The sequence below is a fragment of the Candidatus Arsenophonus nilaparvatae genome, from assembly GCF_045346035.1.
GTDB lineage: Bacteria > Pseudomonadota > Gammaproteobacteria > Enterobacterales > Enterobacteriaceae > Arsenophonus > Arsenophonus nilaparvatae.
Window position 1 is genome coordinate 1,262,993 of record NZ_CP158507.1, and the last position, 25,000, is coordinate 1,287,992.

Genomic DNA, 25,000 nt, shown 5'->3' on the forward strand with positions numbered 1-25,000 from the left:
ATAATAAGTAGTTATGTGAATTGGTTGGATTTTTTTTTGATGAGTTTTTCTGCAGAAATTGACAAATAATAATTTCAAATTAGGTATATTATTAAACGTAATTTATTTTAATTGGTAAAAATTACTGGCCATTAATATTATTATTTAATTTATTTCTATTATTAAATTTTATTTTTAGCATCTATTTAATTGCTGATCTTAGCTAGTGAGTATTTCTATATTAGCTCTTGGTCAAACCGGGTGAATAATTTTATTGTGCTCAGCTAATGCTTAATATCAATATTCTGATGAAATAAATATCCATATTATTCAACATCCTTGTTCGATTAAAATTCCCGTTAATATATGGCTATATTGGTGATGTTTTACTAAATTTTCTCTGCTTTAAGGGAAAATTTGCTCTTTACTATCAAGAGGGGGAAGATTAGCTAAGGACTGAGGTGGTAAGATTTTTATTTCATTACCAATCAATATACGCATTCTATCGATACCCATAATTAGTGGGCCGGTATAACCAGCTTTGCGTGTACGCTCCATGATTATTTTATCGCCTTGCTTAGTACCTAATCCTTTCGTCACAATATGTGAATAGAGCGCCATTTTGGGTTTAGTTTCCAGAAAGACTTTAGCTGCTTGCTCCGGTGTGGCCAGTTTTTTCATCACTTCTTTCATTTCTGGTAATTTGCTTAGTTGATCATTATAAGCCACAACGTTGTGGATAAGTAGATCGGCTCCGGTACCATATTTCACGACATTTTGATGATAGGTTGTATCGCCCGACATAACGACGCTATGGCCCGCATAGTCAAATCGAAAACCAAATGCAGGATTGCCATCGCCATGCTCTACAGGAAATGCGGTAATTTTAATACCATCTTGGTTATAAATAACGCCATCTTTCAATGGATGTATGGTTATTTCTAAATTTTTTAACAGATTATATTTATCTACTCGTTTGTTCATATCATGAGCAAACATTTGACGCATTCCTTGAACCATCTCCGAGGTTCCATCAGGTCCCCATAGTTCAATCCCATTAGTTCGACCGAGAAGAAACCAAGGCGTAAGCCAAACATCCGCTAAACCATTATAGTGGTCACTGTGTAAATGGGTGAGGAAAATACGATTAATGTCTTTTGGATTAATGCGACTTTTATAAAGTTGCTCATTGGTACCATGACCGACATCAAACAGAAATTTTTGGCCATTAGCCTCAATCAATGTTGAAATACCTGAACGATCGGGAAAATATTCTGGCCCGGCAGTACCGAGGATGGTGACTTTAATTGCTGATTGCTGTGAGTAGGCTGGGGTTATAATAATAAAAAAAAATAGCGGACAACATAGCCAAATAATAAAATGTTTTAAATGTTTCATATTTTATCCTGTAATTAATATTGTTAGTTTTTTGAAGTAAAACTTTTTTATTCGATTGAATAACATTAAATTTTTATAAATGTATATATCAATGAAGTAATTATAGGCAGGTTAGGATTTTATGCCTGTAAATACTATGACATAAAGTTTTATTAATAATACTGAATGTTGACTTTATTTTGATGAAAATCAAAAATTCCCATCAAAATAACATATTGAAAATAAATAATTTTTATATAATTTATCGAATAAAATGAAAATTAATTTCAATTTTATTTATTAACGTAAACTTAATAATAAAAAATAAATTTTTTGCAATTAATTGTATTTGAGAATTTAGACTTATTTTTATACTCAATAGTCATTTGAATTTACAAAATTAATCGAAATTTAGCGTTATATATTAATAGCTATTTTAACAAATTAGTAAAATTTGACGGAGGCTGGTTATGCTAGGATGGTGCAACAACAATTAATAATGGTGCTAATGTTAATTTAACTGATAATTTAGGCAATAGGCCATTGAGGTTAGTTAAATAAAAAATTATCAATAATTTGGGTAAATGCCACAAAATGCAGGAGCAAAAAAATGAGTGACCAACAGTTTATAGAAAAAGCAATTAATTTAGCCAAAGAGAATATTAGAGCAGGCGGCAGACCGTTTGGTGCAGTGATTGTCAAAGATAATACTATAATTGCTTGCGGTGTTAATCAGATAGTACAACAAGGTGATCCAACCGCGCATGCTGAGCTACAGGCATTAAGAGCCGCGAGTAAAGCGTTAGGTAAAGTTAATTTAGCCGATTGCACGGTTTATGCCAGTGGACAACCTTGCCCAATGTGTTTAGCGGCGATAAGAATGGTGGGGATCAAGCGTGTTTTTTATGCTTATTCCAATCAAGATGCCGCGCCTTTTGGCCTTTCTACTGAGCAGCTAGCCCAACAATTAAGATCACCACCGCAGCAACAGCAAGATTTTGCGTTTATTCAATTAAAATTAACGCCACAAGTTGAACTTTATCAGCTATGGCAACAGCAACGGCAATCAAGCATTAAAAGTTAGCTAAACTGTCCGGATTATTTCCGGACAGCTAAGTGAGCGTCGATTAACTAATAGACTCGATGCTAGATATTTAAGCATAAATTTCCGTCGATTTCCTGAGCTAGCAAATTAGGCACTTCAAACTCAACAGCCAGTTTTCGCCAATCAGAAACTGTCTCTATCGTTTCATCAATAATTCTGTGGATCACTTCTCGACTAAACAAGGGACTTAACTTTTCTAATGAGTAAAAATCCTGGCGAGAAAAGTTGTCAGGTTTTCCGTTTAAGCTCATCCAATGACTATTTACCCATTTACTACCGGGCTTGTAGCTATAAGCTAAATCATAGGCAGGTGCTAACATCCATTTATCTCCTTTTAGCATAAAAGAAAAATTTTTAGCGTGATCATCATGGTTGCGAGCGACAATATTAAAGGTCATTCTTTTTAGTAGCTGTTCTGCCTCTTTGGCTGAAAGTTTTAATTGTCTGGCAACACCGAATAGCTCAGCGTAGGAAAAAGAACCTGGTTTTTTGTAATCAACATGAGCAAGGCCATTTAAAGTTTGTACATGACGTTTTTTATTACCAAAACGATCAAAGCGCTCAGTGATAAAGTGGCGTCTATTACCTTCAGGCAATAGCTGACAAGGCATCATCTCTATGCCACAGCGACTTGCCAGCAAATAATAAACATACTCCATTGCACCAAAACCGACTGGATCACCAAAGGTTTGTTGATTTTTGTTATGTTCACTAACGCCATCAAACTTTATTAAATAATGAGTAAAACCTTCTGGAACATTGGTTTGCCCCGAGCGGACCTGAGTGAAATCTTGATTAAAAGCAAGGACGGCTTTTGGTCTTGCGCCACCAGCACTCATACCAACTGAAAGTAGAGCCATCATTGCTTCGCGATCTTCCTGACCATTTTTGTGTAGCTCAACGGTAAATTTTTGCCTTGAATCGAGGATCTCCTGAGTGATGGCAACCAGAGAGCTAATTTCAACTTGTTGTGAAGCATTGAGACTTTTTATCCTGGTTGCTGGCATGTATTCCAGAGCTCCCATTCCTCTTTTTCCGGTATATTGTAGTCGCTGTAATGGTGTGATGGTATCAGGCGATTTACCCATCGTTGCCACCCAAGCATTAAGCACCGCATTACCAAAGTCATCTGGTAACGAATCAGCGATTAAACCTGGTAATCCTTTAAAAGTATTAAAATCCAATTCTGGAAAACTGTAAATTCGCGTCGCTAATGGCATTTTCAACGGTGATAATTCGATTCCTTGTTTGATAAAACCGGTATCGTATTCAAAGAAACCTAAACCTTTGCTGGTATCAAAACTTACAGCACCCACGGCATGCTGTTTATAGGTGACATTGATAACTTCCATTACCATTCTGCTAAATCCTCTATATTATTTTTTCTATGGCCAGATGCGCGTTGTCTTTTTTTACCCTGTAATTTAGCCAGTTGAATAGGTGATATATCCTGTTTTGGTAAAAATAGATCTAATTGTTCCAGTAAATTTAATGCTGCCATAATAGCGATTAAGATCGTTAATTGGACATTACCTTTTTCCGCATTAAGGACTGTTTTTCGGCTGATACCGGCCAGTTCTGCCACTTCAGCTTGAGTTAAGTCATGATTTAATCGAGCCTGTTTCAAACGTTCGCCCAATTCCGCCGCAATAGCTGAAGCTGATTTTTCAGATATACCCATAGTGTCCTCTTTTAAGAACATTAAGTTACTAAATCTATGTTTATGAGTATATATTAGCATATTATGGTAGTTTAATCATATTATGGTTTAATGTTCTAAAATATGGATATTATTGCCAGTAATATCACATAATGTATCCAATATGGGATATTATAAAGTCTATTAAATATCGTTTAATGAACAATTATTGCTTAATCGGCAAAAAATTTGTGCCAATCGGACTCTTTATTATTAAGCTTAATTTTCTAACAATAGTCATTCATACATTTAATGCTAAGAGGTTTTATGTCAGTTCCTACTTTTGGAATCGGTACTTTTCGTCTTAAAGGCGATGTTGTGATCTCATCGGTAAAAGATGCGCTTGCATTGGGATATCGTGCTATTGATACAGCTCAGATCTATGATAATGAAGCTGAAGTAGGGCAAGCCATTGCTGCAAGTGGGGTGCCGCGTGAAGATATCTATATTACGACAAAAATATGGCCAGAAAATCTGAGTAAAGAAAAATTAATTCATAGCCTCAAAGAAAGCTTAACCAAGTTAGGCACTGATTATGTCGACTTAACTTTAATTCATTGGCCGTCACCACATAATGCAGTAAGTGTTAGGGAAAGTATGCAGGCTTTATTAACAGCCAAAAATATGGGGCTAACTCGTGAAATTGGTGTGTCGAATTTTACCATTGATTTGATGCAACAAGCCGTGGCCGCTGTTGGCATAGAGCATATTGCGACCAATCAAATTGAACTATCGCCTTATTTGCAAAATCGCCAGGTGGCCGCCTGGGCAAAAGAGCAGGGAATACATATTACTTCTTATATGACATTAGCTTATGGTAAAGCGCTGCAAGATGAAGTTATAAAGCAGATAGCTAAAAAACATCAGGCTACTGCTGCACAGGTAATATTGTCGTGGGCGATGGCGCTAGGTTATAGCGTGATCCCATCTTCAACTAAGCGGGAAAATTTAGCCAGTAATTTAAAAGCAGTTGAATTGAAACTTGATACAGAAGATATGGCCGCAATAGCAACGCTTGAACGTAATGAACGTCTAGTTAACCCAGAAGGATTGGCACCGAAATGGGATAATTAAATTGTGGCAGTTTTTTAAGCATTAGTTGAACTCCTACGGGAGCTATTTAAAAATTCAATTAGATAATCGATAAAGATCCGTATTCTTACACTGACTGGCTGATCACTGTAATATACTGCGTGAAAGGGCATTGTGAGCGGCAATCGTTGCTCAACAAACAACTCAATAAGTTGACCGTTGGCAATCTCCTTATCGATCATAAAATCGGACAAGCAGGTGATACCATTACCAGTTAGGCAAAGTTGTTTCAGCGTTTCGCCACTATTGGAAGAAAGACCAACGGTGATCGTATGTTGTTGGCCTGAGCGCTCGGGTATTGGCCAGCTATTAAGAGAACTGGGTTCAGTAAAACCTAAACAAAGATGGTTTTGCAACTCGTCAATTGTTTGGGGAACACCAAATTGTTGCAGATATTCTGGTGCGGCAACTATTTTTCGTCTGCTGGAAAAAAGTAATCTAGCTCGTAAACTAGAGTCAGCTAGCTTACCTGCACGAATAGCAATATCGACTTTGCGTTCTATAAGATTGATATAACTCTCGGAGGAGATCAGCGATATTGTTATTTCAGGATAACGCATACGAAAGGTTTTGATCATTGGCATCAGTAGGTGTAGTACCACCGGTGTTGCTGCATCGATACGTAATAAACCACTTGGCCTAAGTTTAGATTCCATCAACTCATTTTCAGCCGCTGTCATTTCTTGCAGTGCATGTTGAATACGGTTGAAATAGTGCTTACCTTCATCAGTTAAACTGAGTTGTCGAGTAGTGCGATTAAGTAAGCTAACACCAAGCTTTTTTTCCAGTTTTTTTATTGCCCGACTGACAGAAGAATTTGCTAATTGTAGTTGTTCCGCTGCTTGGCTAAAACTGCCATTCTCAACTACTGACACAAAAATCATCAACTCTTCAGAATTTGCTTTCATTAATATTATTCCTATAGCCAGTCACTAATGCTTAGGCAAGCTAAATTAGTTAACGCGAAAATTAATTTTTGACTACAAATAAAAATAATACCATTTGTTTATTCGTGATTTTAGTCATTAGTCTGATTATTGTTATATAGGCAAATAATTTTATACATTCTCGTCATTTAAGCGTGGTGTCTTACCGCATATGATAATAATAACGAGGTTAATTAGAGGTTATGATGAGCAGTATCTTAATTATTAATGGTGGAAAAAAATTTGGCCATTCTGAAGGTCAATTAAATGATACGCTAACTAAAGTAGCAGAAGATTATTTATCCAGGATAGGACATGATGTCGAAATCGTACGGGCTGATAGTCAATATAATGTTAACGATGAAGTACAAAAAATTTTACAGGCTGATGTTATTATTTGGCAAATGCCAGGGTGGTGGATGGGTGCCCCGTGGACGGTAAAAAAGTATATGGATGAAGTTTTTACCGAAGGGCATGGCTTATTGTATGCCAGTGATGGACGTACGCGTTCAGATGCCAGTAAGAAATATGGCTCGGGTGGATTAATTCAGGGTAAGAAATATATGTTATCAGTAACCTGGAATGCACCTTTAGAAGCTTTTACCGATGAAATGCAATTTTTTAATGCGGCCGGTGTAGATGGTGTTTATTTATCTTTTCACAAGGCTAATCAATTTCTGGGTATGGAGCCTTTATCAACATTTATTGTTAACAATGTGATTAAATCACCCGATATTGAGAGTTATATTGAAGAGTATCATTTACATTTGAACAAGGTGTTTGGTTAGTTACAATATTGAGTATATTCAATGATATAATAAAACCGGGCAGCCGGACATGGGCTGCTTAGCAGCCCACACTCAGCTCATCGAGCGCTTTGGCAAGCGTCAATTAGCAGCATTATTGTCTGACTAATCTTTCACAATGCGATATCGTTTTTTCAAAAGCTAGGGAAATTGCATCCTTCATAGCTGTTTCACAACCGGTATTGTTATACATATTGGCGAACATTTGATAATCAGAAACAAAATCTAATGGTTCCACTGCTGTCGCCTTGGTATTTAGTTGTGCGCTGAAGTTAAGTCCAACTTTTGGTCCAAATTGATTAGCAGTCCATAAAACTTCATGCGGTGAGTGTCCACCATCGTAAGTCATAAACATCATGGTACCAAGCAGCGCAAAATTAGGATCGATGTTCAGTTTTTGCTCACGCAGGTAAGACACAATACCAAGCATAATATTGGTTGAGCCAGATATCCCGGCACTAAAAGGGATGCCATTTCGTAGCGCCTTAATAATAGGAACTGTTGGGTTTTGTAGTGTAGGTTTGTAATACAGTGCAGGCCTATTGGTTATAGTCATCCAACTCTCTGACACTGCTTCTAATTGATGCTTTAGCGTTATACCTGCGGCAGGGGAAATCGCATTCGTTGGGGTATCATTGGTACGCCCTCGAAGTGGAGTAAGTACGGAACCATAATTTGAGTTGATTTGTTTGAACCAGGTAGCATTTTTCATGTCATCTATGCGAGAAAATCCATTAAATAACTTAACGGATAAATAGGGTATTGCAATACTATGAAACCCATTGGTTATTTCATTGCGCAATAATTTTAGCAGTATATCCTTTGATTTAGGCCAAACAGATTCAGTAAATTGGTTAACTCCATCCACTTGATTAAACCAAAAACGCATATCCCCCTTGACACGTTTTTGCAAATACTTTACCAAATTTTTTTGTGTTGGCACCGTTTGGCTTGTTAGTAAATCAGCTATTCCATTGCCAATAGCATGCATTACGTTCAAGACCTCTTGAGGAGGATTATTGACAAGCTCAGCGATCCAGACTGATTCAAAGTATCTGCCGTAAATATTATCGTGTAGTCGTGTCAAAGGAAGATCTCTTTCAGTCGCTGGTAAAAGAGATACCAAGTCTGTTACAGAAGAATTTTCGCAATATGCCAAATTTGCCAAATGATCTAATCCATGACTACGCAGAACATTACTGTCATCGGAAAGCGATTTTACGGTTTTTTCTAAGTTCATATCATGTGCCAACCAGCGGCTTTTTTGTGCTTGCAACAAATCCATTATGAGTTTTTGCTGCTCGGGATTATCAACATTAGGTAAGATTGAAGCTAATGTCGTTATCCAACGCATTGTGACTTCCGATGGGGTACTACATACAGGTTTATCAAAAGGGGATGTTTGATTGGTTGCTGAGGATACAGGAATATGTTGTGATTTTATTATTCGGCATAAGTCAGCCACACTAAGGTTTTTTTCAACCTTTTTGCCTAACATCTCGCCAATTAATTCAGCTGCTTGATTTGCCCGAAATTGTAGTCTGGCAGACTTATTCAGCTCTTCCTTTTTAGCCAGGTAAAAATAATTTCCATCTGGTGACTTTCGTAACAATAAGTAATCATCATAAGATGTTTTGTTAGTTAATAATTCTACCAATTCTGATATAGCTAGCGGCTCTGCTAAATTTTTAATTTCTACTTCTTTAGGTAGCTCGACGCCATAAATTCCAGGATTGGTCTGAATGTCATGAACGATTTTGTGATAAAGTTTGGTCAAATCCATCTCATTCAACGTTTGTGTCTGTCCGTCCTGAGATCGTAACAGTAGATTGCAACCGTCTTGTTGGATTGTTATTTGTTGGCCATTATCTAAAGTGACAGTTATATGGTCTTTACCATCCTCAATTGCTGTTGATAATTCATGCGCAATAGCATTGGCGTTGTAACAAAACTCATTAATTTTGGGATTTACATTCGACAACCGTTCGACAAGATAAAGGATGCCATATCCCAAACCTAGTGTAAGGACGCCAATAGCACATTTGGCAAATTTTGTCATAATCGAATTATCATAGTTTCCCGCGGCATGAGCCAGGTTATCTGGTGCCTGAAAGGCTCTGGCATAAGTATTAAGTGATGTAGTCATTTTTAGTAATATCTCTAATTGGTTGAGTTAATGTATAATGTGGCCGGTTAATGTTCTCTTATGGCTAGCATTAACGCTCATTGTCCTCGGCCAAGTCTGCTGTGGTTTTTATATCGCCATAGGCAGCACGCTAAAACGCAACAGCAATATAGAAATGGTAACTACGACGATTGGGGCAGTTGTAGCCGAGGAATGTTATACCATAACAAGAAGATGACAGACGGAGGTATCAGGTGATACCCCTAATCGGGTTGTCAGAATCTATGGCAAAAAGAGCTATCTAAAAAATTTAATATCTTGCAATTTTAAACTTTTTGCAGCCACATGAAGTGGGGGGATCACAGCCACTTAAATGAACAGTTTTGCGTTCAGGTAATTAATGAAGCGGTTTTTTGTTTTTTTAATACCCACTTTGTGCCTGGGTGTAATTAAATAAACTTCAGGGAAAGTGATTTTTATAAGACTCACTTTCTCTGAGCCTTTAGAGTGAATCGATAAGTTTTTTCGTTTTCTTGGGCTTAATAAGTCAATATATAAATTGACTTATTAAGTTAAGTTTTTATTTAACAGTTGCTATGCGGGAATTAATAGGAATATTATTGCTATCTAAACCAGGTGTTTGACCATGCAAATCAAATTCTAGTGAAACTTCTGGACGAAAGATTAAGCAATGAGTAGAACCACCAAAATGGAACATGCCAATTTCTTGGCCTTTTGTTATATGTTGTCCTTCATAAACTGTAATTTCGCAGGTTGATACTTCAGCCATACCTACCGCCATAAAACACATAAGACCAATTGTTGGTTCATCAGCTTCAATAAATATCAGCGCTCTGGTAGCAACTTCATTAATATATCCTTGCGATTTATTAGGAGCCTCAGGATCGAATCCCATGCTAAGGGCTTGAGAATAATAACTACCATTAATTAACTTAGTTTTTACAATTTTGCCTGAGACGGGCGCATGCCATCTATGATAACTAAGAGCGCTAAGAAATGCTTGATAAATGGTTCCACCAACAAATTTATCTACTAATGGATCGTTATCCAACATATATTGAAGTGCATAATTTTGGGCTTTGATCCAAAAATTATCTCTTAATTTTACATTGGTTGCTAATCTGTAAGGGGATGATTCACAAGCATTGATTATCACACGGTTATTATCAGGCTCAGCAATTGGGCGAACACCTTGACGAAACTCTCTTGTAAAAAAATCATCCCATGATTTAAAACCATAATGATCAACTGAGGGATCACATTTAAAATCACTGACAAAAGTCGGCATTGCTTTTTTAGCATCTTCACCAAACCAACCATGTCTAGGATCGTCATTTAACACATATGTGCTTTCAGGTGATCTTAAAAACACAGCCCATTCATTAAGCATAGTTTTTAAATGAACATTAATTTCATCATCTAAAAATGCACTCCATCCTGTGTTTGTGGCCATTGACCAATCTAAAATAGCATTAAAAGGGAAACCGACTAGTCCTGTTTCATCAAAATCTGGTGCATGCGTCATTATTACGTTGAATAATTCTAACATATGTTGATAATCACGAACTTGAGGTAATTCATTAGGTCGATCTTTTTTATCTGCAATATCAAACATTTGATTAAAAAACATGTATGCTTTGGGGTTTGACTCAATAAAATTTTTTAAATTCTGAATAGAAGGTAGCAGTGGAGCATTACTAATTTCTGCTTTATTGATAATTTTCCGCATCCAATTTACTAATGTAGCCTGATCTGATGGCATCCAGTTGCCGATTAAATAGGTTTTATTTTTTGGTTTATCTATTATTGCCATGGTGATATCTCTTTTTATTAGTTTAAGTTTACAAATAAACTTATCCCTTATTAGTTTAAGTTTAAAATTAAAATGTTTTAATAATCATTAAAAATATTTTTTTAAACAAACCGTTAACTGTTTGTCATGTGCAACAAAATCAGGATACTTTGCAAAAAAAATTTAATAGGAAGTAGCCGATAGGTGGTGAAGTGACCCTTTAAAGGGCATGGAAATATAATTACTTAAAATAGACTTCTATTTAACATAATAAATATTGTGCGAACCTTAATGGCATTTTACGGAATATTAATTTTATTGAGTAAATATTGTGCGAACCTTAATGGCATTTTACGGAATATTAATTTTATTGAGTTAGCATGAAATTAAACAATAAACAAAAGCAAATAAAAAAATCAATCTGTCGCTAAACGATTCGCTTGTCTTCGACCCTCAAACTGCTGAGTCGCTTTATTTATCGTAAAAAGATGGCTTGGCAGGAACGCTAACGCGGGGGTTCCTTGCTACCCGATAAGTCCCCCCCTGGCTTCGGCGGTTTTGCAGTCGGTTATCTTTGCGATTTCAATCTGCCGCCTTACATGTCCTGACGGACATTTTAAAACATAAAAAAAGCCCGCCATAAAAGTAGCGGGTTTCCCTGATATGGTGTGATGCGACTCAAAATCAGAAGTGGCGGTATTTACGATTAATTTTAGAAGTTATGACCTAATACCAAATCGATATTATCTCATCGAATAAAATACCCTAGGTGCATTTAACGCACCTAGACTAATCCGCTTTTTTATGTCTTACGAATGCGTTGTTGGCTATCATACAAAGCAAATAACACTAAACGAACATGAAATACCGTTAATAATCCCGTCAATGACGCTGGCTCAAATTTCATTCTGGCTTCTGTTATCGTCTGTCTCACCACTTTATACGCCACTGAACGCAACACTGAGATTTCTTTTTGTGGAATACCAAAAGCAAATAACAGTGCCGTTTCAAACTGCACTGGCGTTAATTCAGGAAAAAGATTGCGTAACTCTGGATATTGAGTAGGATCGAACACAGTCATATAGACCTCCTTATAAGGTTTATGTGATAGCTGTGTAGTCAGATATGGAGTCTGGCTATACAGCGCCAAAAAAAATAACTTAACGCTTAACAAACAACATGTAATACAACAAAACCGGCGTTCTATTTTCTTACCGGCTACGTCGGTTTGCCTCTTCATGCAAGGCAGCGTTCCTCGCTAACGCTGTGGTACGCTGCCTGCCTTCATCGTTGAACCTTCTTCACCTGTAAAATCACTAAAATATCGGTTTTATTATTTTCTGTCGAAGCACTGGTAAACCAGCCCTTCGGCAAAAACGAAAATCCGGTATCCGCTTCGGTTACTTTATTTTCAGCCAAACCGCCTAACAAAATAATATCACCATCGGCAACGCTCACTTGCGTATTGACCTGGCGTTTAATCAACGTTGGACTGTTATTGACACCCGTTTCAGTTTTAGCAAAATTTGATAATTGCTGGTCAATGGTTAAATCAACACCCTGTTGCCGGATTTGCGGACGTACATTTAAAATTACCCCACTAGAGCGATATTCTATCGACTGGACAGGCTTATTATCAGCATAACTTACCTTACCTAATACAGGCACATCTGAGCCGACAGAAAATGATGCCTGCGCCCCATTCTTCACTCTTAATCTAGGTGAACTCACCACATGAAAACGGCTATCAGTACGGAACAATTCATATAACGCATCTAATGAACCTAAATTAAAGCGAACAAAATTATCAAATCCTGCCTCTTTACCGATACCAACATTAAATTTACCGGAAACCAATTTGGCAGCCAATGCCAAGCCTGACCCATTACGCTCAGCGGTTTGTACCTCAAAGACATAGGCAGAAACCACCACTTCATCCGTTACAGTATCGATTTTAGGTAACAATATTTTTAATCGGGCAATATCGGCTTTAGTACCATAATAAACCAGTACATCCCCTGTCCGGTTCAGAAAATCCGAAGCCGTCCCCGCCACGGCTTTTTCTGGTGCGATTTGCCCCACTGAAATACCACTACGAGACGAATTAAAATTACCATCAAACTGGCTGCGTAATAAATCCGATAAATACGATACTGAGCGATAACGGGGCTGATAAACATAGGTTTCCTGATTACTGTGGGTGTTTTTGGCGTAAAAAAAACTAAATAATCAATCCCATTACGTTCATGAATGGCAATCTGTAAATTATTCAAATAACGCTTAATAAAAGCCCGTTCATCAATTTCTGGCGTAATACGAAAAGTCACTTTACGAGGGTCATTGATTAATTCTGGCGATAACATAAACGGACGTTCAAAAACCTGTCGATAAAGCACATTCAACGCTTGCGGTAAAGGCACGTTATCCAGTTCCATCATCACGCCTTTAGCCATTAACAAGGGACTTACCGTTAACAACACCCCTATCCATGCCCTTTTCATTTCATGCCTCCCGAATAGGTTGTGACAACCTCACCGTCAATGTTGCCCGTCATCCGCAAACCATAAAAACGAAACTGCGATAATGGCTCAAGTCGAATCTGCCCCTGCTGATTAAGTAACACCACCCACGCCTGACCACGCTGACTAATTTTGCCCGCAATACGCCATTAAGTGGATAAATTTTGTGGCGACGGATTTTGATGTGATTTTTGGGTAGTCACTGATTTATCAACTGATTCAGAGACAGGCCGATTTTTGGGCGTTATCCCGTTACCACCAAAAAATTGATAAAGAAAATAAACGGAGGCTATGACCAGCAACAACAGTCCTAATGTTAATAACCAGAATTTAGATTGATTAAAAATACTCTGGCGCTTATCCACCACCTGCTCTTGTCCTTGCCCCCCTTCATAAGAATGATAAAGTGGAAAAATCACCTTGTCATAACTGCACTGATAAGATGAAGTGCGATTATTTTTAAACAGTTTAATCCCTGAATAAACATCGACCCGATAGCGATGACGTAACCCTAACGCCACCAATTTGGTCATTTTATACGTCGTCTCAATCCGGTCTTTGATAAAACGCGGTAAATTAGCCACCGACTGATTTAATACCACTAAATCACAGGTAACACCTTCTATATTAACAAAATGACCATGTTCGGCAATAAATGAGCGATGTTGTTGCGGTATCTTGTCGTTTTCCCAAATTCGCCACGCTTCATCAATGCAAATTAAATCACCTGCCTGACAAAAGGTGTCTTCTGCGATACCCGTTTCTGTTTTAAATGGAAAAAAATCAGCCTTTTTAACCTGTTCATTATCAACGCAGATAATCTCACCTAATTGATATTCATCGGCTTTCTTTTTATCAAGACAATAAACCCTGATTTTTTCTGCTGAAATGCCGTAGATATTCGTCACAATCCGGCGACCTTTCATAAAAGCCGGAATAATAACGTTACAAACTACTTCGTAAGATTTACCGCTTCTTGGAATACCGACATAAGCTGAAATCGCCATACATCACCCTATCACCGGAATACGGCGCACAATAAAACGGGTCAGATAAGCCGAAATCACAATCTTCATCCCCGTTATCACGGCAAACAGATTCATAAAATACCAGACACTATCAGGCAGTTGACCAATCAACTCCGGCAAATTCGTTGACGTGGGTAGTAAAGCTAATAAAACGGGGACAAATTCAGTAACCACTAAAAACAGCGCCGAAAACACAATAAATTTAATGGCCAGCGTTCTAAAAACGAACCCTAATAAAAAATTAAATGCGGATACAATCAAGGCATACATCACTTAATCCCCTTAAGAAGACAATACAATCCGTAATCCCAGAAATGACCAGATAATCATTGAAAACAGGGTTAACAAACCACGAATGCTTTCAAACAAGGTACAATGAGCATCAATGACAAAATGCTGCTCAAACACCTCAAAAGTCGCTACTGGGCATGACGCTGCTCGTTCTGGTAAATTAAAATTTTTCAAAAAAGGAAAGAGATTCTGTAATGGCGATAATACCGATTCTGCGGTGGGTGAATCTAAATCCGGTTCATTATTATCGGGATGCGATAAATCGGTTCCCTGACCATTACCTTTTGAACCAGAAGATTGCCCAAAATTTGAAGAAGCACCCGAAGATGAACTGACACCCGATTGACTGGTTCCGGATGAAGACAATGAATGCGTGGCACTCTCGGTATTCACTAAACTTCCTGCAATACTCGAACCTGCATCAACGGAATGGGCTGTACTCCCTAAATTTATTGAACCACTCCCTGACGGTGAAGAAAGCGGTAAATCAGAATAAACAGGTAACGGATATCTAGCTAAATCCAAATCAGGATGAAGCGCTAAATAATTAAGATTATATTCCACCTTATCTTTAGCAGAAGCCGAATCTGAAATGGCATAATCGGGATTAGGTACAACACTAAATATTCCCGTATCAGGAAAATCAGGCGGATTATTCATATCAGAATAAGCACCACTACCCACCCAACCTAAAAATTTATCCTCTTTAAAAACGGGTTTACATCTGTCCGTCACAACAAACTCATCTGAAGAGCCAATCGAGCCATAAGTACCATACTGAGACGCACAAAAGGAATGGGCTAACGTCGTCTCATCGTTATTATTCGTTTTACCATAACCTTTACCTTCTGCTACTTCCCCTGTCGGTTTCCAAGATGTTGCATTACAAATATCGCTTTTATCAAAACAAATAAGCACATCACCCGTGGCTATATACTCACAACCGTCAACATAAATATAACGTTCACCTGAAATACTCCTAACGCCACTTTGAGAGCCGGATAAAGGCGGTTTCTTCTTACAAATTTCTTCCGGAGTGGATTTTTCAATTGCATCATCCGATTTAGATTTATCAAAATTATCATTCTCGCGAACTGAAACGGTATAAAATCCTGCGCCTTCTAATGTATCACCTAAACCACCAATAATTGTACCCACATAATCCACCCGAACATTATTAAAAATACCCACATCAGAAATCGAAGTGATTTTTTTAAATTTGCAAGAACGCGAAGGCATACAATAAACCACGCCGGCTTTTTTTACTTTCTCATCCTCAAACGCGCGTAATGCTATCGAACGTCTATCATGACCCTCATAATATTGACTATTTTCGTAAGCATAAAATGGATATTTATTAGACAGTGAATGATTAACAGCAATAGAACTTGCGCTTACTAAAACAGGATAAAAAACAGATAAAACGGCAAAATAGAAAAAATATATCAATCCAACCCTTGTATGACTGCCCAGGCACATAACAGCCCCCACAAAAAACACAGAAAATAAAATCCGATTGTCAGCATCGATATAAAGGGGCATTAATTTGCCCCTCTCCTTGTTACGCACCACGTACCATACGTAAAACCCACTTAACGCCTGCCATGCCTGCATAAACGGCAATCAGACCGCCTGCAACGGCTAAAATACCCGTCATGACAGAATTAAAATTAAGGGAGTTCGTTAATTGCGTGTAATCAATAGCCGTACCTGTCCCTGTTGCGGCTTCTGCAAATGACATTGCAGAACTAAAAGCACCGAATAAACCAATACCTACACTTAAATATAAAGTGCGTAGATTAAGTTTGTTAAAAAACTTATTTAAACCTAATTTAGTCAACATAATTAAACACCTTTAAACATATTAATTACTGCACCAAGACCTTTGGAAAATAACCAAAGTCCGATTACCGAGGTAAAAGGAATCCCCCAAAATTGTGCCGCGACTGAATAATCAATATTAAGGAGTTCCTGATATGGCAACTCTTTTATCGTCAATTCAATAGTTTGGCAGTCATTCGTGACTTTCGAACAAATCTCACCGACAATATTATTTTCCGGAGTAGCCATAGCGATCACCTATTCCACTAAATCGAGAAACATTTCAACGTTATGCCCCGTTAAGGGTTGCCCTGTCTGTTTATCGTGATATCTAAACGAACGTTCAAAACCGGAAATTCGGCAAACCAATTCATTCACTTCTGAATCAATCGCCCCCACACGCCGTTTAGAACGAATTTTTACAACCGGCGGTTTAGAATAAGGATCAGGTGCGGGTAAAATAACGGTGGTATAAACATGTCCATCATTAGACGTACTGATACGGGTCACTTTTCCACTAATCACTGTTTGATATAAGGGCAATGCAGCCATAATGGTTCACCTTTCTTGATTTAAGCGTTTGCAACTTGTTTAAATGGATAAATAGTATTCTGACGTTCAAAAACACTCACTGGCTCGACATACCAGTCAGGCCGTTGTTGAGAAAAATCGATATGGATAACTTTATAAAAGGGAATGACGTTAGATTTATCGCCGGTGAGATTTTGTAATTGTGATTTGCTGAGGCCAATATTCGTTAATAAAGTTAAATTATCATAAAATGTTCTTCTTGCCAGAGAATTAAAAACATTTAAATAACCTTCATTAACTAAACGACGATAAAAACCAAATATCCGTTGAGCTTTAGCATAGGAAATGTTGCCTTTTGGCGTGGTAGAATAATAATGAGATTTTAATCGTTCAAAAATATGTTCGTCATCATAAATATTCATTTCCATTCCCCTCAGTGCCGTCAACAAATCATCAAAACTTTTCATCCACAGATCGTAAATTAAATTAGCCCCACTACGTTCATATTGTTGTTGATAAAGGCAAAGCGCAGAAAAATTAATCGGAATCTGATTATCTTTTAAAAAACGTTTTTTTAATCGCCCTTCTAATCTCAACAGGTTATTGGCAAAATCCGTCAAACGTTTATTATTTAAAATCGCAAACTGATTAAGCAACACCTCATCATTGGGATTAACCCGTAATTTTCTTTGTATTTCACCAAAACGTTTTGCCAGTTCAAGCGCTTTGTAATAAATACACAATTCCCTGTGTTTAGAACCACGATTAAAATAAACGGTGGATTCATGATCGTTTGATTTCGTGGCTTTGGTTTGTCCATGACTGATATTCTTAAAATAAGCAATCACCTGCTTACAAATACTTTCCGTTGGTAATCTTACTGATAACGTTGTATGAAGCTCAGAAACTTCGCTATTCTCGACATCTAACAAATTAAAAAGATGTGGCATGGAAACCGCTAAATTAGTCATTAACTCCAAGCCACATAATGCAATATTGGTTGAACCAAATACATTATGCCCCTGTAAGAGCTTGGCGGGTGAAGCCTTAAGATTGACACGCGGGAAAATCAAATGAGTTCCCTGATAAATTTTCATGCCCAAACTGGCAAAATGCGTTGGTAACGATTCAAAAGGATGCGCTAATCCCTGAACAGATAAATCCCCTTTTATTTCAAATTCCACATCACGAGCAGACAACCGAACCCCACTTAATTTAGCAATCTGCATAAAATCGATAGAGCCTCCTCCATGCTCCCTATCACGAGATGTTCTCATCACATACTCATCTTTAAATGGAATCTGAAGCTCAAGAAGATCAATCATAATAACCACTCTATGAATACTAATAGTGATTATATATAGTCAACTATCTTTAAATAGTCAACTTACTATTCATAAATAAGTTATTATTTCTATAAATGACTCACAAGAGAGAATTTTTATGGCTATAGGTGATAATATACGAACAAGGAGAGAAGCTTTAGGAATGACTAGAGAAGAGTTAGCCGAAAAAACACAAATATCATTCTCTCAATTATCAAAGATAGAAAGAAATGAACAAAAAAATCCAACTATTCAATCAATTATCGCAATCAGCACCGCTTTAAATTGTTCAGTTGATGAGCTTATCTATAATAAAAAATCAACTGACACTAATTATTTAATAAAAGTAATAAATAACTTGCCATTAGAAGATCAAGAAGTAATCAAAAAAATAAGTAAAGGTATGAGTCTGATAAATCAAGCTGAAGAAATGTTAAATAAAAATCAATAAACATAATAAAATATGTAAAATAATGCGGATTCCGCACAAGAGTACATAATTAAAGAGTCATGTACTCTTGATTATGTAACATTTAATTAACAAATGGCTAATGTAAATGGAAAAGAAAAAAATAATAAAACAACTAAAAGAACTAGAAATTGAATTTAGAAAAAATAACCCTGACGTTATCGGTTATACCCTGTTTAATACAGTTAATCGCCGCTTTGTGACAATGAGAGAAAATGAGTTTGGAATGCTTATTTATACGGATAATCTTGAAGTAGCCTATTTTGAAGATACAAAACTTCCCGCATTGACACGAGTTTCGCACGGACATATAAAATTCTAGAAATGGCGTCAAAACAATGATTAACCTGTAACTTACTAAGAGGTATAAATTTACTTAAATTACAATAAGTTGTTTTTAATTTATGAGATTTTTTCTATTTATATATTATGCTGAATTAGACGTAAAAATAGAGCGTTTTTTTATTGGTGCGAAACTCGTGATTGATAAGTAGAGAATTGTTACCAGAACCTGATAAATTCGATATTGCGGTTGTTCCACTAATCAAAAACCCCCTATTTGGACTTAGCGTCAAGTCAGGCTACCTAGATCGACATAACCGCAGGTTCGCACAATAGCGTTATGTATAAATGGCCGCCGTCTGCGAGGAGATATTTTCGCAGACGGCTATTCAACATAACGGCATTGTACATTGTGCGAACCTTAATGGCATTTTACGGAATATTAATTTTATTGAGTAAATATTGTGCGAACCTTAATGGCATTTTACGGAATATTAATTTTATTGAGTTAGCATGAAATTAAACAATAAACAAAAGCAAATAAAAAAATCAATCTGTCGCTAAACGATTCGCTTGTCTTCGACCCTCAAACTGCTGAGTCGCTTTATTTATCGTAAAAAGATGGCTTGGCAGGAACGCTAACGCGGGGGTTCCTTGCTACCCGATAAGTCCCCCCCTGGCTTCGGCGGTTTTGCAGTCGGTTATCTTTGCGATTTCAATCTGCCGCCTTACATGTCCTGACGGACATTTTAAAACATAAAAAAAGCCCGCCATAAAAGTAGCGGGTTTCCCTGATATGGTGTGATGCGACTCAAAATCAGAAGTGGCGGTATTTACGATTAATTTTAGAAGTTATGACCTAATACCAAATCGATATTATCTCATCGAATAAAATACCCTAGGTGCATTTAACGCACCTAGACTAATCCGCTTTTTTATGTCTTACGAATGCGTTGTTGGCTATCATACAAAGCAAATAACACTAAACGAACATGAAATACCGTTAATAATCCCGTCAATGACGCTGGCTCAAATTTCATTCTGGCTTCTGTTATCGTCTGTCTCACCACTTTATACGCCACTGAACGCAACACTGAGATTTCTTTTTGTGGAATACCAAAAGCAAATAACAGTGCCGTTTCAAACTGCACTGGCGTTAATTCAGGAAAAAGATTGCGTAACTCTGGATATTGAGTAGGATCGAACACAGTCATATAGACCTCCTTATAAGGTTTATGTGATAGCTGTGTAGTCAGATATGGAGTCTGGCTATACAGCGCCAAAAAAATAACTTAACGCTTAACAAACAACATGTAATACAACAAAACCGGCGTTCTATTTTCTTACCGGCTACGTCGGTTTGCCTCTTCATGCAAGGCAGCGTTCCTCGCTAACGCTGTGGTACGCTGCCTGCCTTCATCGTTGAACCTTCTTCACCTGTAAAATCACTAAAATATCGGTTTTATTATTTTCTGTCGAAGCACTGGTAAACCAGCCCTTCGGCAAAAACGAAAATCCGGTATCCGCTTCGGTTACTTTATTTTCAGCCAAACCGCCTAACAAAATAATATCACCATCGGCAACGCTCACTTGCGTATTGACCTGGCGTTTAATCAACGTTGGACTGTTATTGACACCCGTTTCAGTTTTAGCAAAATTTGATAATTGCTGGTCAATGGTTAAATCAACACCCTGTTGCCGGATTTGCGGACGTACATTTAAAATTACCCCACTAGAGCGATATTCTATCGACTGGACAGGCTTATTATCAGCATAACTTACCTTACCTAATACAGGCACATCTGAGCCGACAGAAAATGATGCCTGCGCCCCATTCTTCACTCTTAATCTAGGTGAACTCACCACATGAAAACGGCTATCAGTACGGAACAATTCATATAACGCATCTAATGAACCTAAATTAAAGCGAACAAAATTATCAAATCCTGCCTCTTTACCGATACCAACATTAAATTTACCGGAAACCAATTTGGCAGCCAATGCCAAGCCTGACCCATTACGCTCAGCGGTTTGTACCTCAAAGACATAGGCAGAAACCACCACTTCATCCGTTACAGTATCGATTTTAGGTAACAATATTTTTAATCGGGCAATATCGGCTTTAGTACCATAATAAACCAGTACATCCCCTGTCCGGTTCAGAAAATCCGAAGCCGTCCCCGCCACGGCTTTTTCTGGTGCGATTTGCCCCACTGAAATACCACTACGAGACGAATTAAAATTACCATCAAACTGGCTGCGTAATAAATCCGATAAATACGATACTGAGCGATAACGGGGCTGATAAACATAGGTTTCCTGATTACTGTGGGTGTTTTTGGCGTAAAAAACTAAATAATCAATCCCATTACGTTCATGAATGGCAATCTGTAAATTATTCAAATAACGCTTAATAAAAGCCCGTTCATCAATTTCTGGCGTAATACGAAAAGTCACTTTACGAGGGTCATTGATTAATTCTGGCGATAACATAAACGGACGTTCAAAAACCTGTCGATAAAGCACATTCAACGCTTGCGGTAAAGGCACGTTATCCAGTTCCATCATCACGCCTTTAGCCATTAACAAGGGACTTACCGTTAACAACACCCCTATCCATGCCCTTTTCATTTCATGCCTCCCGAATAGGTTGTGACAACCTCACCGTCAATGTTGCCCGTCATCCGCAAACCATAAAAACGAAACTGCGATAATGGCTCAAGTCGAATCTGCCCCTGCTGATTAAGTAACACCACCCACGCCTGACCACGCTGACTAATTTTGCCCGCAATACGCCATTAAGTGGATAAATTTTGTGGCGACGGATTTTGATGTGATTTTTGGGTAGTCACTGATTTATCAACTGATTCAGAGACAGGCCGATTTTTGGGCGTTATCCCGTTACCACCAAAAAATTGATAAAGAAAATAAACGGAGGCTATGACCAGCAACAACAGTCCTAATGTTAATAACCAGAATTTAGATTGATTAAAAATACTCTGGCGCTTATCCACCACCTGCTCTTGTCCTTGCCCCCCTTCATAAGAATGATAAAGTGGAAAAATCACCTTGTCATAACTGCACTGATAAGATGAAGTGCGATTATTTTTAAACAGTTTAATCCCTGAATAAACATCGACCCGATAGCGATGACGTAACCCTAACGCCACCAATTTGGTCATTTTATACGTCGTCTCAATCCGGTCTTTGATAAAACGCGGTAAATTAGCCACCGACTGATTTAATACCACTAAATCACAGGTAACACCTTCTATATTAACAAAATGACCATGTTCGGCAATAAATGAGCGATGTTGTTGCGGTATCTTGTCGTTTTCCCAAATTCGCCACGCTTCATCAATGCAAATTAAATCACCTGCCTGACAAAAGGTGTCTTCTGCGATACCCGTTTCTGTTTTAAATGGAAAAAAATCAGCCTTTTTAACCTGTTCATTATCAACGCAGATAATCTCACCTAATTGATATTCATCGGCTTTCTTTTTATCAAGACAATAAACCCTGATTTTTTCTGCTGAAATGCCGTAGATATTCGTCACAATCCGGCGACCTTTCATAAAAGCCGGAATAATAACGTTACAAACTACTTCGTAAGATTTACCGCTTCTTGGAATACCGACATAAGCTGAAATCGCCATACATCACCCTATCACCGGAATACGGCGCACAATAAAACGGGTCAGATAAGCCGAAATCACAATCTTCATCCCCGTTATCACGGCAAACAGATTCATAAAATACCAGACACTATCAGGCAGTTGACCAATCAACTCCGGCAAATTCGTTGACGTGGGTAGTAAAGCTAATAAAACGGGGACAAATTCAGTAACCACTAAAAACAGCGCCGAAAACACAATAAATTTAATGGCCAGCGTTCTAAAAACGAACCCTAATAAAAAATTAAATGCGGATACAATCAAGGCATACATCACTTAATCCCCTTAAGAAGACAATACAATCCGTAATCCCAGAAATGACCAGATAATCATTGAAAACAGGGTTAACAAACCACGAATGCTTTCAAACAAGGTACAATGAGCATCAATGACAAAATGCTGCTCAAACACCTCAAAAGTCGCTACTGGGCATGACGCTGCTCGTTCTGGTAAATTAAAATTTTTCAAAAAAGGAAAGAGATTCTGTAATGGCGATAATACCGATTCTGCGGTGGGTGAATCTAAATCCGGTTCATTATTATCGGGATGCGATAAATCGGTTCCCTGACCATTACCTTTTGAACCAGAAGATTGCCCAAAATTTGAAGAAGCACCCGAAGATGAACTGACACCCGATTGACTGGTTCCGGATGAAGACAATGAATGCGTGGCACTCTCGGTATTCACTAAACTTCCTGCAATACTCGAACCTGCATCAACGGAATGGGCTGTACTCCCTAAATTTATTGAACCACTCCCTGACGGTGAAGAAAGCGGTAAATCAGAATAAACAGGTAACGGATATCTAGCTAAATCCAAATCAGGATGAAGCGCTAAATAATTAAGATTATATTCCACCTTATCTTTAGCAGAAGCCGAATCTGAAATGGCATAATCGGGATTAGGTACAACACTAAATATTCCCGTATCAGGAAAATCAGGCGGATTATTCATATCAGAATAAGCACCACTACCCACCCAACCTAAAAATTTATCCTCTTTAAAAACGGGTTTACATCTGTCCGTCACAACAAACTCATCTGAAGAGCCAATCGAGCCATAAGTACCATACTGAGACGCACAAAAGGAATGGGCTAACGTCGTCTCATCGTTATTATTCGTTTTACCATAACCTTTACCTTCTGCTACTTCCCCTGTCGGTTTCCAAGATGTTGCATTACAAATATCGCTTTTATCAAAACAAATAAGCACATCACCCGTGGCTATATACTCACAACCGTCAACATAAATATAACGTTCACCTGAAATACTCCTAACGCCACTTTGAGAGCCGGATAAAGGCGGTTTCTTCTTACAAATTTCTTCCGGAGTGGATTTTTCAATTGCATCATCCGATTTAGATTTATCAAAATTATCATTCTCGCGAACTGAAACGGTATAAAATCCTGCGCCTTCTAATGTATCACCTAAACCACCAATAATTGTACCCACATAATCCACCCGAACATTATTAAAAATACCCACATCAGAAATCGAAGTGATTTTTTTAAATTTGCAAGAACGCGAAGGCATACAATAAACCACGCCGGCTTTTTTTACTTTCTCATCCTCAAACGCGCGTAATGCTATCGAACGTCTATCATGACCCTCATAATATTGACTATTTTCGTAAGCATAAAATGGATATTTATTAGACAGTGAATGATTAACAGCAATAGAACTTGCGCTTACTAAAACAGGATAAAAAACAGATAAAACGGCAAAATAGAAAAAATATATCAATCCAACCCTTGTATGACTGCCCAGGCACATAACAGCCCCCACAAAAAACACAGAAAATAAAATCCGATTGTCAGCATCGATATAAAGGGGCATTAATTTGCCCCTCTCCTTGTTACGCACCACGTACCATACGTAAAACCCACTTAACGCCTGCCATGCCTGCATAAACGGCAATCAGACCGCCTGCAACGGCTAAAATACCCGTCATGACAGAATTAAAATTAAGGGAGTTCGTTAATTGCGTGTAATCAATAGCCGTACCTGTCCCTGTTGCGGCTTCTGCAAATGACATTGCAGAACTAAAAGCACCGAATAAACCAATACCTACACTTAAATATAAAGTGCGTAGATTAAGTTTGTTAAAAAACTTATTTAAACCTAATTTAGTCAACATA

26 protein-coding genes and 2 pseudogenes are annotated in these 25,000 nt (G+C 37.8%); 6 read left to right on the forward strand and 22 right to left on the reverse strand.

Annotation, left to right across the window (positions count from 1 at the left end; genetic code table 11):
• Positions 1-384: 384 nt before the first annotated feature.
• Complete coding sequence (locus tag WH390_RS06100; RefSeq protein ID WP_052044910.1) at positions 385-1,377, reverse strand: MBL fold metallo-hydrolase; 993 nt, start codon at positions 1,375-1,377, stop codon at positions 385-387.
• Between the two features lie 589 nt (positions 1,378-1,966).
• On the opposite strand from WH390_RS06100, the gene WH390_RS06105 reads away from it, so the two are divergent.
• Complete coding sequence (locus WH390_RS06105; RefSeq protein ID WP_032115860.1) at positions 1,967-2,440, forward strand: nucleoside deaminase; 474 nt, start codon at positions 1,967-1,969, stop codon at positions 2,438-2,440.
• 62 nt (positions 2,441-2,502) lie between these two features.
• Here WH390_RS06105 and WH390_RS06110 read toward each other — a convergent pair whose 3' ends face one another.
• Both WH390_RS06110 and WH390_RS06115 read right to left on the reverse strand, forming a co-directional pair.
• On the reverse strand, positions 2,503-3,813 hold the full coding sequence (locus WH390_RS06110; protein ID WP_238565695.1) for a type II toxin-antitoxin system HipA family toxin: 1,311 nt from the start codon (positions 3,811-3,813) through the stop codon (positions 2,503-2,505).
• On the reverse strand, positions 3,813-4,142 hold the full coding sequence (locus tag WH390_RS06115; protein ID WP_202962593.1) for a helix-turn-helix transcriptional regulator: 330 nt from the start codon (positions 4,140-4,142) through the stop codon (positions 3,813-3,815). The genes WH390_RS06110 and WH390_RS06115 overlap by 1 nt, the downstream gene beginning before the upstream one ends.
• Positions 4,143-4,427: 285 nt before the next feature.
• Here WH390_RS06115 and dkgB point away from each other — a divergent pair, with 285 nt between their 5' ends.
• A complete protein-coding gene (dkgB, locus tag WH390_RS06120; protein ID WP_032115858.1) occupies positions 4,428-5,234 on the forward strand; it encodes a 2,5-didehydrogluconate reductase DkgB in 807 nt (268 codons plus the stop codon).
• A 14-nt stretch (positions 5,235-5,248) separates the two neighbouring features.
• Here dkgB and yafC read toward each other — a convergent pair whose 3' ends face one another.
• Positions 5,249-6,160 (reverse strand): DNA-binding transcriptional regulator YafC, encoded by a 912-nt coding sequence (gene yafC, locus WH390_RS06125; protein WP_032115857.1) that lies wholly within the window; start codon positions 6,158-6,160, stop codon positions 5,249-5,251.
• A 224-nt stretch (positions 6,161-6,384) separates the two neighbouring features.
• Here yafC and WH390_RS06130 point away from each other — a divergent pair, with 224 nt between their 5' ends.
• The gene (locus WH390_RS06130) at positions 6,385-6,966 is read left to right on the forward strand and encodes an NAD(P)H-dependent oxidoreductase (RefSeq protein WP_032115856.1); all 582 of its coding nucleotides are present in this window, start codon (positions 6,385-6,387) and stop codon (positions 6,964-6,966) included.
• A gap of 112 nt (positions 6,967-7,078) precedes the next feature.
• On the opposite strand, the gene WH390_RS06135 is transcribed toward WH390_RS06130, so the two are convergent.
• A complete protein-coding gene (locus tag WH390_RS06135) occupies positions 7,079-9,130 on the reverse strand; it encodes a hypothetical protein (RefSeq protein ID WP_052044909.1) in 2,052 nt (683 codons plus the stop codon).
• A gap of 37 nt (positions 9,131-9,167) precedes the next feature.
• Here WH390_RS06135 and WH390_RS06140 point away from each other — a divergent pair, with 37 nt between their 5' ends.
• Positions 9,168-9,347 carry a hypothetical protein gene (locus tag WH390_RS06140; RefSeq protein WP_406850702.1) on the forward strand — a complete coding sequence of 60 codons (180 nt, stop codon included), beginning with the start codon at positions 9,168-9,170 and terminating at the stop codon, positions 9,345-9,347.
• 342 nt (positions 9,348-9,689) lie between these two features.
• Here the strand turns inward: WH390_RS06140 and WH390_RS06145 are convergent, their stop codons facing one another.
• The 11 genes and pseudogenes from WH390_RS06145 to WH390_RS06195 all read right to left on the reverse strand — a co-directional run bounded on the left by WH390_RS06145 (position 9,690) and on the right by WH390_RS06195 (position 18,437).
• Complete coding sequence (locus WH390_RS06145) at positions 9,690-10,943, reverse strand: phosphatidylserine decarboxylase family protein (protein ID WP_032115855.1); 1,254 nt, start codon at positions 10,941-10,943, stop codon at positions 9,690-9,692.
• 781 nt (positions 10,944-11,724) lie between these two features.
• Complete coding sequence (locus WH390_RS06150) at positions 11,725-12,003, reverse strand: hypothetical protein (RefSeq protein WP_032116493.1); 279 nt, start codon at positions 12,001-12,003, stop codon at positions 11,725-11,727.
• Between the two features lie 203 nt (positions 12,004-12,206).
• Positions 12,207-13,004 carry a type II secretion system protein GspD gene (locus WH390_RS06155; RefSeq protein ID WP_406850545.1) on the reverse strand — a complete coding sequence of 266 codons (798 nt, stop codon included), beginning with the start codon at positions 13,002-13,004 and terminating at the stop codon, positions 12,207-12,209.
• Positions 12,950-13,423, reverse strand: coding sequence for a hypothetical protein (locus WH390_RS06160; RefSeq protein ID WP_406850703.1), 474 nt, complete (start codon positions 13,421-13,423; stop codon positions 12,950-12,952). Before WH390_RS06160 ends, WH390_RS06155 begins: the two co-directional genes overlap by 55 nt.
• Positions 13,420-14,448: pseudogene (locus tag WH390_RS06165) on the reverse strand (zonular occludens toxin family protein). Before WH390_RS06165 ends, WH390_RS06160 begins: the two are co-directional and overlap by 4 nt.
• A gap of 3 nt (positions 14,449-14,451) precedes the next feature.
• Positions 14,452-14,739 (reverse strand): DUF2523 family protein, encoded by a 288-nt coding sequence (locus WH390_RS06170; RefSeq protein ID WP_032116491.1) that lies wholly within the window; start codon positions 14,737-14,739, stop codon positions 14,452-14,454.
• Between the two features lie 12 nt (positions 14,740-14,751).
• Positions 14,752-16,374 carry a hypothetical protein gene (locus tag WH390_RS06175; RefSeq protein WP_406850543.1) on the reverse strand — a complete coding sequence of 541 codons (1,623 nt, stop codon included), beginning with the start codon at positions 16,372-16,374 and terminating at the stop codon, positions 14,752-14,754.
• Positions 16,322-16,603: a major capsid protein gene (locus WH390_RS06180; protein WP_238565709.1), complete on the reverse strand. Its 282-nt coding sequence runs from the start codon at positions 16,601-16,603 to the stop codon at positions 16,322-16,324. Before WH390_RS06180 ends, WH390_RS06175 begins: the two co-directional genes overlap by 53 nt.
• A gap of 2 nt (positions 16,604-16,605) precedes the next feature.
• A complete protein-coding gene (locus tag WH390_RS06185; protein ID WP_032116489.1) occupies positions 16,606-16,830 on the reverse strand; it encodes a hypothetical protein in 225 nt (74 codons plus the stop codon).
• Positions 16,831-16,839: 9 nt separating this feature from the next.
• Positions 16,840-17,133 (reverse strand): hypothetical protein, encoded by a 294-nt coding sequence (locus tag WH390_RS06190; RefSeq protein ID WP_032116488.1) that lies wholly within the window; start codon positions 17,131-17,133, stop codon positions 16,840-16,842.
• A 20-nt stretch (positions 17,134-17,153) separates the two neighbouring features.
• Complete coding sequence (locus WH390_RS06195) at positions 17,154-18,437, reverse strand: phage/plasmid replication protein, II/X family (protein WP_032116487.1); 1,284 nt, start codon at positions 18,435-18,437, stop codon at positions 17,154-17,156.
• A gap of 118 nt (positions 18,438-18,555) precedes the next feature.
• Here WH390_RS06195 and WH390_RS06200 point away from each other — a divergent pair, with 118 nt between their 5' ends.
• A complete protein-coding gene (locus tag WH390_RS06200; RefSeq protein WP_032116486.1) occupies positions 18,556-18,888 on the forward strand; it encodes a helix-turn-helix domain-containing protein in 333 nt (110 codons plus the stop codon).
• 106 nt (positions 18,889-18,994) lie between these two features.
• Positions 18,995-19,228, forward strand: a complete 234-nt coding sequence (locus WH390_RS06205) for a hypothetical protein (protein WP_032114835.1) — start codon at positions 18,995-18,997, stop codon at positions 19,226-19,228.
• 895 nt (positions 19,229-20,123) lie between these two features.
• Here WH390_RS06205 and WH390_RS06210 read toward each other — a convergent pair.
• The 6 genes and pseudogenes from WH390_RS06210 to WH390_RS06235 all read right to left on the reverse strand — a co-directional run bounded on the left by WH390_RS06210 (position 20,124) and on the right by WH390_RS06235 (position 24,999).
• A complete protein-coding gene (locus WH390_RS06210; RefSeq protein WP_032116493.1) occupies positions 20,124-20,402 on the reverse strand; it encodes a hypothetical protein in 279 nt (92 codons plus the stop codon).
• Positions 20,403-20,604: 202 nt separating this feature from the next.
• Positions 20,605-21,819: a type II secretion system protein GspD gene (locus tag WH390_RS06215; protein WP_406850704.1), complete on the reverse strand. Its 1,215-nt coding sequence runs from the start codon at positions 21,817-21,819 to the stop codon at positions 20,605-20,607.
• Positions 21,816-22,844, reverse strand: a pseudogene (locus WH390_RS06220) (zonular occludens toxin family protein). Before WH390_RS06220 ends, WH390_RS06215 begins: the two are co-directional and overlap by 4 nt.
• Positions 22,845-22,847: 3 nt before the next feature.
• Entirely contained in the window at positions 22,848-23,135 is a 288-nt protein-coding gene (locus WH390_RS06225) for a DUF2523 family protein (protein ID WP_032116491.1), read from the reverse strand.
• A 12-nt stretch (positions 23,136-23,147) separates the two neighbouring features.
• Positions 23,148-24,770, reverse strand: coding sequence for a hypothetical protein (locus WH390_RS06230; RefSeq protein ID WP_406850543.1), 1,623 nt, complete (start codon positions 24,768-24,770; stop codon positions 23,148-23,150).
• The gene (locus tag WH390_RS06235) at positions 24,718-24,999 is read right to left on the reverse strand and encodes a major capsid protein (RefSeq protein ID WP_238565709.1); all 282 of its coding nucleotides are present in this window, start codon (positions 24,997-24,999) and stop codon (positions 24,718-24,720) included. Before WH390_RS06235 ends, WH390_RS06230 begins: the two co-directional genes overlap by 53 nt.
• Between the last annotated feature and the right edge of the window lies 1 nt (position 25,000).